Source organism: SAR86 cluster bacterium (assembly GCA_023703615.1).
Lineage (GTDB): Bacteria > Pseudomonadota > Gammaproteobacteria > Magnimaribacterales > D2472 > MED-G85.
Genome location: CP097971.1, coordinates 177,730 through 191,034 on the forward strand (window position 1 = coordinate 177,730; position 13,305 = coordinate 191,034).

A 13,305-nucleotide genomic window follows, 5' to 3' on the forward strand; every position below is an offset into this window, starting at 1 on the left:
GCGCATTTATGTCATACAGCTACACTGAAAAGAAAAGGATAAGAAAGAATTTTGGTACTTTTGCTAAAGTTATGGATTTACCAAATCTTATCGAGACTCAAACAAATTCTTATTCTGATTTTCTTCAAGCTGATATTGCGTCTGATGCAAGAAAAAAACAAGGATTGGAAGAGGTATTTCAATCCTTGTTTCCAATTAAAAGCGTATCAGGTAATGCTGCTCTTGAGTATGTATCTTATGAGCTAGGTAAAAATACTTATGATGTGCAAGAATGTCTTATTCAAGGTCTTTCTTACTCAGCACCTTTAAGAATCAAAGTTAAATTGGTCTTATATGATAGAGAAACTAATTTTAAAGAAGTTAAAGATATAAAAGAAGGTGAAGTATTTATGGGAGAGGTTCCTTTAATGACAGATGATGCTTCATTTGTTATTAACGGAACGGAGAGAGTTGTTGTATCTCAACTTCATAGATCACCAGGTGTTTTCTACGACCATGATAAGGGTAAAACTCATTCTTCCGGTAAAGTACTTTATTCTGCAAGAATAATTCCTTATAGAGGCTCATGGTTGGATTTTGAATTTGATCCAAAAGATATTTTATTTTCAAGAATTGATAGAAGAAGAAAAATCCCTGCAACCATAATGTTGCGTGCCCTTGATATGGGAACTGAAGAAATTTTGTCTGAATTTTATGATGAAGATTTATTCACGATAGATAAAGATTCCGTTAAATTAAAATTAATACCTGAAAGACTTAGAGGCGAAACTCTCTCAGTTGATATAAAAGTTAAAAATAAAATATATGTTCAAGCTGGAAAAAGAATAACAGCAAGACATATTAAGGAACTTACTAATTCTAAGGCAACTGAGATTTCACTTTCTGATGAATACCTTTTGGGCAAAGTATTATCAAAAGATATCTTTGATAAAGAAACAGGAGAGGTTCTTTTTTCTGCTAATACTGAGATAGATACTGAAATATTAACTACTTTTAAAGAAAAAGATATTAATGAAATCAATTGTTTATATATAAATGAATTAGATAAAGGTCCTTATATTTCAAATACTTTAAGAGCAGACCCTACCTCTAATAGGCTTGAGGCTCTTGTTGAAATATACAGAATGATGAGGCCTGGCGAACCACCAACAAAAGATTCTGCTGAAACGCTATTTACAAATTTATTTTTTAATGAAGAGAGATACGACTTATCAGAAGTTGGAAGAATGAAGTTCAATAGAAGACTCAAACTTAATTCTCAAAAAGATCAACCTCATGTTCTTGATAAAGAAGATATTATCGAAGTAATGAAAGGTATTGTAAATATTAGGGATGGTCACGATATAGTTGATGATATTGATCATTTAGGTAATAGAAGAGTTAGATCTGTTGGAGAAATGACTGCAAACCAGTTTAGAGTAGGATTAATAAGAGTAGAAAGAGCAGTTAGAGAAAGACTAAGTATGGCTGAGGCCGATGAACTAGGTCCACAAGATCTTATAAATGCAAAACCAGTAACAGCAGCAATCAAAGAGTTTTTTGGATCAAGTCAACTTTCACAATTCATGGATCAGAATAATCCTCTCTCTGAAATCACTCATAAAAGAAGAGTATCTGCTCTTGGGCCAGGAGGACTTACTAGGGAGAGAGCTGGTTTTGAAGTAAGGGATGTTCACCCAACACATTATGGAAGAGTATGTCCAATTGAAACACCAGAAGGTCCCAACATTGGATTAATTAATTCTTTTGCTTCCTATTCAAGAACAAATCAATACGGGTTCATAGAAACTCCCTATAGAAAAGTTGTAAATGGAAAAGTTACTGATGAAATTATTTATTTGTCTGCAATTGATGAAGCTGAGCATGTTATTGCACAAGCAAATGTGATGCTAGACAAAAATAATAGATTTATTGATGATCTGGTTGCTGTTCGTCATGCAAGTGAATTTGAGCTTATGTCGCCTGATAGAATTGACTTGATGGATGTTTCACCTCAACAAGTTGTTTCTATTGCTGCTTCTCTAATACCATTTTTAGAACACGATGATGCTAATAGAGCATTGATGGGCTCAAACATGCAACGACAAGCAGTACCAGTTTTAAGATCTGAAAAACCTTTAGTTGGAACTGGATTAGAGTCTGTTGTTGCAAGAGATTCAGGAGTGTGCATTGTAGCTAAAAATCCTGGCGTAGTAGAAAACGTTGATGCATCAAGAATTGTTGTTAGGGTTACTGACAAGAAATCAAAGTCTGCTTCTGATGTCTACAGCTTAATAAAATATACAAGATCGAATCAAAATACATGCATTAATCAGAAGCCTATAGTTAAAATTGGAGATGTTGTAAAAAAAGGTGATGTCCTTGCAGATGGACCATCTATTGATAATGGTGAATTAGCTTTAGGGCAAAATATTAGAATAGCCTTCATGCCCTGGAATGGCTATAACTTTGAAGACTCTATTCTAATTTCAGAGAAAGTTGCAAGAGAAGATAGATTTACTTCTATTCATATCCAAGAAATTGTTTGTGTTGCTAGAGATACAAAGCTTGGATCAGAGGAGATTACTGCAGATATTCCAAATGTTGGGGAAGGCTCTTTAAATAAATTAGATGAATGTGGAATAGTTTATGTAGGTGCAGAAGTAGAACCAGGAGATATATTAGTTGGAAAAATAACTCCAAAAGGCGAAACTCAACTTTCTCCTGAAGAAAAACTACTTCGAGCAATATTTGGCGAAAAAGCATCTGATGTCAAAGACACATCTCAAAGATCTAGTTCAAAAGGAACAGTTATTGGAGTGGAAGTATTCACTAGAGATGGAGTTGAAAAAGATGACAGAACTCAAGCAATTGAGCAAGATCATCTAGATCAATCAAAAAAAGATGCTGATGATGAATCTGCTGTAATAGAACATGCTACTAAATCAAGAATGCTAGAAATTCTTAAAGACTCAAAAGTTTTAAAAGGAAATGATCTAAAAAAGGGTGAGCTATTAACAAGAGAAAAATTAGAGTCCATAAAACTAAATGATATTTTTTCAATCAGAGTAAGCTCAGATTCAATAAATGCAACTATAGAAGATACTGAAAAAACATATAAGGAATATATCAAAGATATTAAAGAAAGATTTGAGGAAAAAAAGGCGAAGATTATTAGAGGCCATGATTTAGCACCCGGAGTAATAAAAATAGTTAAAGTCTATCTTGCTATCAAAAGAAGGATTCAGCCTGGAGATAAAATGGCAGGCCGTCATGGTAATAAAGGTGTTATTTCCGAAATTATGCCTGTTGAAGATATGCCTTATGACACAGATGGAAATCCAGTCGATATTGTTTTAAACCCTTTAGGTGTCCCATCTAGAATGAATGTGGGCCAAGTATTAGAAACTCATATGGGTTCAGCGGCAAAAGGCATTGGTTTGAAAATTGATCAAATGCTCAAAGCTAATGCAAAGCCTGCAGAGCTAAAAGATTATTTAGATAAGCTATACAATAAAAATGCAGCAAATAAAGAAGATATAAGCTCTTTTTCTAACAACGAAATTATGGAATTAGCAAATAATTTGACTGACGGACTGCCTATAGCAACTCCAGTTTTTGATGGGGCTAAAGAAAGTGAGGTCAAGGGTCTACTTAAATTAGCTGATCTTCCTGAATCAGGTCAGATTACACTTTACGATGGTAGAACCGGAACTAAATTTGAAAGACCGGTTACTGTTGGTTATATGTATATGATTAAGCTCAATCATTTAGTTGATGACAAAATGCACTCAAGATCAACAGGATCATATAGTTTAGTCACTCAACAACCATTAGGCGGTAAAGCACAATTTGGAGGACAGCGTTTCGGTGAGATGGAGGTTTGGGCTCTCGAGGCTTATGGAGCATCTTATACATTACAAGAAATGTTGACAGTTAAATCTGATGATGTTTCCGGTAGAACAAAAATGTATAAAAATATTGTTGATGGAAGTTACGAAATGGATGCAAATGTTCCTGAATCCTTTAACGTTCTTAGCAAAGAGATTAAATCTTTAGCTATAAATATTGAACTAGATTCTGAAAATTAGGAGATAAAATTGAGAGATTTATTAAATACATTAAAACAAGGACAAGAGGATTTCACTACTATTTCTGCAGGATTAGCTTCTCCTCAAGTCATTAAGTCATGGTCTTTTGGTGAAGTAAAAAAACCAGAAACAATTAACTATAGAACCTTCAAACCAGAAAGAGATGGCTTATTTTGTGCAAAAATATTTGGTCCAATTAAGGACTACGAATGTATTTGTGGTAAATACAAAAGAATGAAGCACAGAGGAGTAGTTTGTGAAAAATGTGGTGTAGAAGTAACTTTAGCTAAAGTAAGAAGAGAAAGAATGGGGCATATTGATCTAGCTGCTCCGGTTGCTCATATATGGTTTCTTAAATCTTTACCCTCAAGAATAGGTCTTCTACTTAACACAACCTTGAGAGAAATCGAGAGAGTTCTTTATTTTGAAAGTTACATTGTTACAGATCCTGGCCTTACTGAATTAGAAAAAGGACAAATACTTACAGAAGAGGAGTGGGTTGAAAAATATGAAGAATACGGAGATGAGTTTTCAGCAGGAATGGGTGCAGAAGCAGTTCAAATTTTGTTAGAAGAATTAGATGTAAATGAAGAAATAAGAATCATAAGAGAAGAAATACCTAAAACTAATTCTGAAACAAAGCTTAAAAAACTTTCAAAAAGGTTGAAACTTTTAGAAGCATTTAATGATTCAGGTAATAAGCCTGAGTGGATGGTCATGAATGTTTTGCCAGTACTTCCTCCAGATTTGAGACCACTTGTACCTCTTGAGGGAGGGCGTTTTGCCACCTCAGATCTGAATGATTTATATAGAAGGGTAATAAACAGAAATAACAGATTAAAAAGATTACTCGAACTAAGTGCACCTGAAATTATTGTTAGAAATGAAAAAAGAATGCTGCAAGAATCTGTAGATGCTTTACTAGACAACGGAAGAAGAGGCAGAGTCATAACAGGTACCAACAAAAGACCACTTAAATCTCTCGCAGATATGATTAAAGGTAAAGGTGGAAGATTCAGACAAAACTTATTAGGAAAACGTGTTGATTATTCAGGTAGATCTGTAATTGTATCAGGACCAAATCTTAAACTTCATCAGTGCGGCTTACCAAAAAAAATGGCATTGGAATTATTTAAACCATTTGTTTATGGAAAACTTGAACAAAGAGAACTAGCCACTACTATTAAGGCAGCTAAAAAATTAGTCGAAAGAGAAACTCCAGAGGTTTGGGAAGTTCTAGAGGATGTTATAAGAGAACACCCAGTCATTTTAAACAGAGCACCAACCTTGCACAGACTTGGTCTTCAAGCATTTGAACCAAAGTTAATTGAAGGAAAGGCAATTCAACTTCATCCTCTTGTTTGTGTAGCATTTAATGCTGATTTCGATGGCGATCAAATGGCCGTGCACGTGCCTCTAACCCTAGAAGCTCAACTAGAAGCCAGAGCGCTTATGATGTCTACGAACAATATTTTATCTCCAGCTGACGGCTCTCCAATAATTAACCCGACTCAAGATGTGGTGTTAGGTTTATATTACATGACAAGAGAAAATGTTAGTGCTATAGGGGAAGGGAGAGTATTTAGCAATCCTGATGAAGTTCTAAGGGCATATGAAACTGAAACCCTTGAGATCCATTCTTCAATTAAAGTGCGTATTAAAGAAAATGAAAATGAAAGTAAGATTTATAATACAACAGTTGGTAGAACATTAATTTGGAGAATTACTCCATCTGAGGTTGGATTTGAGAATATTAATCAGATTTTAACAAAAAAACTTGTTTCAAAATTAGTTGATATCTCCTACAGAAAAGCTGGATTAAAAAAGACAGTAATTTTTGCAGATCAACTAATGTATTTAGGTTTTGATTTTTCAACAAGATCAGGATCTTCAATTGGTGTTAATGATTTTGTAATTCCCGAAGAGAAAGCAAAAATAATTGATGATTCTGAAAAAGAAGTAAAAGCAATTGAAAAGCAATTTGATTCGGGTCTCGTTACCAGAGGTGAGAGGTATAATAAAGTTATTGATATATGGTCCAGAGCAAATGAACAAATTGCCAAGGCTATGATGGAAAAAATAAGCGTTGAAACCGTTGAAACTCCAGATGGTAAAAACGAAGAGCAATCATCTTTTAATTCTGTTTACATTTATGCTGATTCTGGTGCAAGGGGCTCTCCAGCTCAAATCAGACAACTGTCAGGAATGAGAGGATTAATGTCAAAACCTGATGGTTCAATTATTGAGACGCCTATAACAGCAAATTTTAGAGAAGGTTTGTCTGTACTTCAATATTTCATTTCTACTCACGGAGCAAGAAAAGGATTAGCGGACACTGCTTTAAAGACTGCTAACTCTGGATACCTCACCAGAAGATTATGTGATGTTTCTATGGATTCTGTGATAAACATTGAAGATTGTGGTACAAAAGAATCAATCACAGTTACTTCAATTATTGATGGTGGAGAAATTATTCAAGGCTTAACTGATAGAATTTTAGGAAGAGTAATTGCAGAGCCAATTTTTGATAGCGAGGGTAAAGAAATTTTCCCTGTAAATACGATGCTTGATGAAGAAGCTGTTGATGTAATTGAATCTTTAAATTTGTCGTCACTTAAAGTTAGATCACCTATGACTTGTGAAGCATCAATTGGCGTTTGTGCCAAATGTTATGGAAGAGATTTGGCTAGAGGACATTTAGTTCACAGAGGTGAAGCTGTTGGTGTTGTAGCAGCACAATCAATCGGAGAACCTGGCACCCAGTTAACTATGAGAACTTTTCATATAGGCGGTGCAGCGTCTAGTTCTTCTGAAGAAAACGCGATTTTCAACAAGAATTCAGGGAATGTTTCATATTCCGATGATATTAAAACTGTAACTAATAAGGATAAACTTGAAGTTGTTGTTTCAAGAAATGCTATGTGTACTATTACAGACGTAAATGGAAAAATAACAGAGCAATATAAAGTTCCTTACGGAGCAACCTTAGAAGTTAAAAATAATCAAGAACTTAGTGAGAGCATAAGAATTGCATCATGGGATCCGTACACAAGACCAATTGTTGGTGAAACGTCTGGAAAAGTTAAATTTTCTGATATTGAGGATGGTGTCACTGTCAGAGAGCAGATGGATGATCTAACAGGGCTATCGAGCATCGAAGTCATAGAAGTATCTGATAGACCTTCAGCTGGAAGAGAGCTAGTCCCAACAATATCTATAGTGGATTCTAAAAATAAACCAGTTCTAATTGGTGAGTTTAAAGTACCAGCCACATATACTTTGCCAGCAGGAGCGCTTGTAAATCTCAGAGATGGTCAGAAATTAACTGCAGGTGAAATAATCGCAAGGATGCCGCTGGTTGCATCAAAAACAAAAGATATAACAGGAGGCTTGCCAAGAGTTGCTGATCTATTTGAGGCAAGAAAACCTAAAGATGCCGCAGTTTTATCTGAGGAGACTGGAATTATTTCCTTTGGTAAAGAAACAAAAGGAAAAATTAGACTGGTCATATCACCAGAGGGAGCAACCAAGAAAACTCAAAATACAGAAATGTTAATACCTAAACATAGAACATTATCAGTATTTGAAGGCGAAAGAATCTCAAAAGGAGATATCATTTCTGATGGTCCTCTAAGTCCTCATGATATATTGCGCTTGAAAGGAATTCCTGAACTTACAAATTTTATTGTCAACGAGATTCAAGATGTTTACAGATTACAGGGTGTATCTATAAACGATAAGCATATAGAAACAATCTTAAGACAAATGTTGAGAAAAGCATTAATAATAGACGGTGGTGATACCAAGTTTATTCAAGGTGATCAAGTGAGTTATGCTGAATTGGTAGAAGAAAATGAAAAAGCTAATGCTGATGGTAAAACACCAGCAGAATATGAGAGGGTGCTATTAGGAATTACTAAAGCATCTTTAGCAACAGATTCTTTTATTTCAGCAGCCTCGTTCCAAGAAACTACAAGAGTTTTAACAGAAGCAGCAGTTACTGGGAAAAAAGATCAGTTACGAGGATTGAAAGAAAATGTTGTTGTTGGCAGATTGATCCCAGCTGGAACTGGTATGGATTTCCACGACAAATTGAAGAATAAAAAACAGAATGACATTGAAGAACAGACTTTATCTGCAGAAGATATTGAAGCAGCACTAAGACAGGAGCTTCAAGAAAATGATGAATAGTATTGACCATACACTGTCTGCTATATAAAATCGCGACCAGAGTAATAAAATTATGGCAACAGTTAATCAATTATTAAAAAAATCAAGAAAGCCTAAGGTTAAAAAAACTGATGTTCCGGCTCTTAATGCCTGTCCACAAAGAAGAGGTGTTTGTACAAGGGTTTATACAACAACTCCAAAAAAACCAAACTCGGCTCTAAGAAAAGTTTGTAGAGTAAGGCTTACAAGTGGTTTTGAAGTAACTTCTTATATAGGTGGAGAAGGTCATAATTTACAAGAGCATTCACTTGTCTTAATTAGGGGTGGAAGAGTTAAGGATTTGCCTGGAGTGAGATATCACACTGTCAGAGGAACATTAGATACCTCAGGTGTAGCTAATAGGAAACAAAGAAGATCTAAATACGGTGCAAAAAAAGGTAAGTAATTATGCCAAGAAGAAGAAGTCCTGAAAAAAGAAAAGTATTACCTGATCCAAAATTTAATGATGTTATTCTTGCAAAGTTCATGAATAATCTCATGAAGAATGGAAAAAAATCTACAGCTGAAAAAATAGTCTATGGTGCTTTTGATCAGATCACTAAAACTACTAAAGATGATCCATTAATGATTTTTATGAAGGCATTAGAAGAAGTAAGCCCTTTTGTTGAAGTAAAATCAAGAAGAGTAGGTGGAGCAAATTACCAAGTCCCGATTGAAATAAGACCATCACGAAGACAAGCTTTAGCTATGAGGTGGATTGTTGAAGCTGCAAGAAAAAGAAGTGAAAAATCAATGGATTTAAGATTAGCAGGGGAACTTCAAGATGCTTCTCAGAAAAAAGGATCTGCCTTTAGAAAAAGAGAAGATGTTCATAAAATGGCTGAAGCAAACAAAGCTTTCTCTCATTTTAGATTTTAATTTTTACCTATAAATTATGGCAAGAGAAATTGTTTTAAATAAATATCGTAATGTTGGTATATGCGCTCACGTTGATGCAGGAAAAACAACGACAACTGAAAGAGTTCTTTTCTACACAGGATTGTCACACAAAATAGGCGAAGTTCATGATGGTGCTGCAGTTATGGATTGGATGGAACAAGAACAGGAAAGAGGTATTACAATTACATCAGCCGCAACAACTTGTTTTTGGAGTGGGATGGAACAACAATTCCCACAGCACAGAATTAATATTATTGATACACCAGGTCACGTCGATTTTACTATTGAAGTTGAAAGATCTCTGAGAGTTCTTGATGGAGCAGTTGTTGTATTTTGTGGAACCTCTGGTGTTGAACCCCAGTCTGAGACAGTTTGGAGACAAGCAAATAGATATGAAGTTCCAAGAATAGTTTTTGTAAATAAAATGGATAGAGCCGGCGCAAATTTTGATAAGGTTGTTGATCAAATTAAGGATAGACTAGGCGCCAACATTGTCCCAATTCAATATAACATCGGTGCCGAAGAAGATTTTAAAGGTGTAGTAGATCTTATTAATATGAGAGCAATATATTGGAATGAAGATGATAAAGGCCTCACTTTTGATTCAAAAGACGTTCCTGAAGAACTTATGGATAGATGTTCTAAGTTAAGAGAAGAGATGGTTGAGGCTGCTGCAGAAGCAAACGAAGAATTAATGGATGCTTATCTTGAGTCTGGTGAATTAACATTAGACCAAATAAAAAAAGGACTTAGAATTAGATCTCTTTCAAATGAAATTATTGTTGCGCTTTGCGGTTCTGCCTTCAAAAATAAAGGTGTACAGGCGATGCTAGATGCTGTTGTTGATTTCCTTCCAGCTCCGGATGAAGTTAAGGCTATAAAGGGTGTTATACCAAATAATAATCAGGAAGAAGAAGTTGAAGATGAAAGAATATCATCTGATGAAGAGCCCTTTTCAGCACTTGCTTTTAAAATTGCAACAGATCCTTTTGTTGGTACTCTAACATTTATAAGAGTTTATTCAGGAGTTCTTTCGGTTGGTGATGCTGTAATTAATTCAACTAAATCAAAAAAAGAAAGAGTAGGACGAATGGTTCAAATGCACTCTAATAATAGAGAAGAAATTAAAGAAGTTCGAGCTGGAGATATAGCTGCATGTATTGGTCTTAAAGATATAACTACTGGCGACACTCTGTCAGATTCAAATAAACAAATTGTTCTCGAAAGGATGGATTTTCCAGAACCTGTCATATCAGTAGCGGTAGAGCCAAAATCAAAACCTGATCAGGAAAAAATGTCATTAGCCCTTGGTAAGCTTGCACAAGAGGACCCATCATTTAGAGTTCAAAGCGATGAAGAGTCTGGTCAAACTATCATATCAGGAATGGGGGAGCTTCATCTTGATGTTCTTGTAGACAGAATGAAAAGAGAGTTTTCAGTTGAAGCTAATATAGGTAAACCACAAGTTGCATACAGAGAAACTATCAAAGAAACCGTAGATGTCGAGGGAAAATTTGTTAGACAAAGTGGCGGAAAAGGACAATATGGACATGTTTGGCTAAAATTGGAGCCACTTGGTTTAGATGATGAGTATGAATTTGTAGATAAAATTGTGGGAGGAGTTATTCCTAAAGAATATATTCCAGCTGTTAATAAAGGTATACAAGAACAGATGCAGAATGGAGTAATCGCAGGATATCCTTTGTTAGCATTAAGAGCTACTTTGTATGATGGATCATTCCATGATGTTGATTCAAATGAAATGGCTTTTAAGATTGCAGGCTCAATGGCTTTAAAAGATGGTGCAAACAAGGCAAAACCTGCTCTTCTTGAGCCAATAATGAAAGTTGTAGTTGTAACACCAGAAGAACACATGGGAGACGTTGTTGGAGATTTGAATAGAAGAAGAGGCATAATTTTGGGTATGGACGATATTACTTCTGGTAAAGAAGTTTCTTCAGAAGTCCCACTTGCTGAAATGTTTGGATACGCAACTGATTTAAGGTCACAAACTCAAGGAAGAGCTACTTTTACCATGGAATTTAACAAGTACGGCGAAGTTCCAAATAACATAGCCGAACAATTAAAAACGTCGTAAATTTTATTTTATAAATCTTCTCATTTAAAGTTGACAGTTCACCTCTAAGAGGCTTAGAATACGCCACATTTTGCGTTTTGCACTATGTAAAAAATTGGTAAAAAATAGGATTAAAATGGAAAATCAATCGATAAGAATAAGACTTAAAGCTTTTGATTACAGATTGATTGATGCTTCGGCAAAATTAATAGTAGAAACTGTAAAAAAAACAGGTGCTGTTATTAATGGACCAATTCCTCTGCCAGTAAAAAAAGAAAGGACAACAGTTTTAATATCTCCGCATAAAGATAAAGATGCTCGAGATCAATATGAGATTGTTACTTATAAAAGACTTATGGATATAATTAAACCTACTGATAAAACAGTTGATGCGCTTATGAAGTTAGATTTATCTTCCGGAGTAGACGTACAAATTAGCTTAGGTTAGTCCATATTAACGCATAAAGCGGCCATAGAGGGTTACAAGCCCCGTATTTAGGAGAGAAAATTGAGCATAGGCTTAATAGGAACAAAATCAGGAATGTCTCGTCTTTTTCTAGAAGATGGAGATTCAATTGCAGTAACTGCTGTTTCTGTCTGTGGAAACTTCATAGCAGACATAAAGACCCATGAAAAAAATGGCTATGATTCTATTGTAATTTCTAAAACAAAAAAATCTAATAGTATTAACAAACCAAAAAAAGAATATTTTAAAAAAGTGAATCTTCAACCCGGTTCATTATTAGAATTTAAAGTTTCGTCAGATGAAATTACAGATGATATAAAAATTGGTAAACATCTTACCGCTGAGTTATTTGAAATTGGTCAATATGTAGACGTCACAGGAACCTCAAAAGGTAAAGGTTATGCAGGTGTGATAAAAAGACATAATTTTTCTATGCAGGATGCCACCCATGGCAATTCATTATCACATAGAGCACATGGTTCAATTGGCCAATGTCAAACTCCAGGAAGAGTATGGAAAGGCAAAAAAATGTCAGGGCATATGGGTAATGAAAGAAAAACAGTGCAAAGTTTAAAAATAGTTGATTTAGATGTTGCAAATAATGTTTTATATATCAAAGGAGCAGTACCTGGTTTTAATGGTTCAGAATTAAAAATAAAACCAGCACTTAAAAAATAATGAAAATAGAACTCCTATCTACAAAAAAAAATACAGGAATAGATATTTCTGACTCTATCTTTGGTAAAGACTTTAATGAATCTTTAGTGCATCAAGCTGTAGTTAGTTTTATGGCAGGATCTAGACAAGGTTCTGCAAAACAGAAAACTAGATCTGAAGTCAGAGGCGGAGGAAAGAAACCATATAGGCAAAAAGGAACAGGTAGAGCAAGAGCTGGAACAATTAGAAGTCCAATATGGAGGGGTGGAGGTGTTACTTTTGCATCGAGACCGAGGGACTATAGTAAAAAGATCAATAAAAAAATGTATAGAGCTGCAATCAGATCAATATTTTCTGAGTTGCTTCGCCAAGAGAAGCTAGTTGGGATTGAGAAACCTGTTTTAGAAAAACCAAAAACAAAAGAGATAGCCAATTTATTAAAGCAATTCTCTCTAACAAAAGTTTTGATAATCACGGAAGAGCCAGATATTAATTTATATCTATCAGCTAGAAATATTCCAAATGTAGATGTAATTTCTGTAAGAGAAATAAATCCAGTTATATTATTAAAATCAAATAAAGTTGCAGTTACTGCTGATGCTCTAAAACAAATTGAGGAATGGATTAATGGATAACGAAAAATTATATACATTAATTAAAACTCCATTGGTAACTGAAAAAACATCAAGATTGGGTGAAGCTTTGAAGCAAATAGTGTTTAAGGTTGATATATCGGCAAATAAAAGAGAAATAAGAAAAGCAGTTGAAATGATGTTTAAAGTCGAAGTAATTAAAGTAACAACTTCTATTGTAAAAGGTAAAACAAAAAGAAATAGGTTTGGTATTTATAAAAGATCTAATTACAAAAAAGCCTTTGTCTCAATTAGTGAAAATTCTGACATTCAGTTTGAGGGAATTAACTAAAA

Annotated in this window: 9 protein-coding genes; all 9 read left to right on the forward strand. The window is 34.6% G+C overall.

Annotation, left to right across the window (positions count from 1 at the left end):
- The first annotated feature begins 8 nt into the window (after positions 1 to 8).
- The 9 genes from rpoB to rplW all read left to right on the forward strand — a co-directional run bounded on the left by rpoB (position 9) and on the right by rplW (position 13,303).
- Positions 9 to 4,070, forward strand: a complete 4,062-nt coding sequence (gene rpoB, locus M9C80_00935) for a DNA-directed RNA polymerase subunit beta (protein ID URQ69750.1) — start codon at positions 9 to 11, stop codon at positions 4,068 to 4,070.
- A gap of 9 nt (positions 4,071 to 4,079) precedes the next feature.
- Positions 4,080 to 8,261 (forward strand): DNA-directed RNA polymerase subunit beta', encoded by a 4,182-nt coding sequence (rpoC, locus tag M9C80_00940; protein URQ69751.1) that lies wholly within the window; start codon positions 4,080 to 4,082, stop codon positions 8,259 to 8,261.
- Positions 8,262 to 8,313: 52 nt separating this feature from the next.
- Entirely contained in the window at positions 8,314 to 8,685 is a 372-nt protein-coding gene (gene rpsL, locus M9C80_00945; GenBank protein URQ69752.1) for a 30S ribosomal protein S12, read from the forward strand.
- A gap of 2 nt (positions 8,686 to 8,687) precedes the next feature.
- Positions 8,688 to 9,158, forward strand: coding sequence for a 30S ribosomal protein S7 (rpsG, locus tag M9C80_00950; GenBank protein URQ69753.1), 471 nt, complete (start codon positions 8,688 to 8,690; stop codon positions 9,156 to 9,158).
- 16 nt (positions 9,159 to 9,174) lie between these two features.
- Positions 9,175 to 11,277, forward strand: a complete 2,103-nt coding sequence (gene fusA, locus M9C80_00955; protein ID URQ69754.1) for an elongation factor G — start codon at positions 9,175 to 9,177, stop codon at positions 11,275 to 11,277.
- Between the two features lie 115 nt (positions 11,278 to 11,392).
- Positions 11,393 to 11,704 carry a 30S ribosomal protein S10 gene (gene rpsJ, locus M9C80_00960; protein URQ69755.1) on the forward strand — a complete coding sequence of 104 codons (312 nt, stop codon included), beginning with the start codon at positions 11,393 to 11,395 and terminating at the stop codon, positions 11,702 to 11,704.
- Positions 11,705 to 11,764: 60 nt separating this feature from the next.
- On the forward strand, positions 11,765 to 12,400 hold the full coding sequence (gene rplC / locus M9C80_00965; GenBank protein URQ69756.1) for a 50S ribosomal protein L3: 636 nt from the start codon (positions 11,765 to 11,767) through the stop codon (positions 12,398 to 12,400).
- A complete protein-coding gene (gene rplD, locus M9C80_00970; GenBank protein URQ69757.1) occupies positions 12,400 to 13,014 on the forward strand; it encodes a 50S ribosomal protein L4 in 615 nt (204 codons plus the stop codon). The genes rplC and rplD overlap by 1 nt, the downstream gene beginning before the upstream one ends.
- A complete protein-coding gene (gene rplW / locus M9C80_00975) occupies positions 13,007 to 13,303 on the forward strand; it encodes a 50S ribosomal protein L23 (protein URQ69758.1) in 297 nt (98 codons plus the stop codon). The genes rplD and rplW overlap by 8 nt, the downstream gene beginning before the upstream one ends.
- The last annotated feature ends 2 nt before the right edge of the window (positions 13,304 to 13,305 follow it).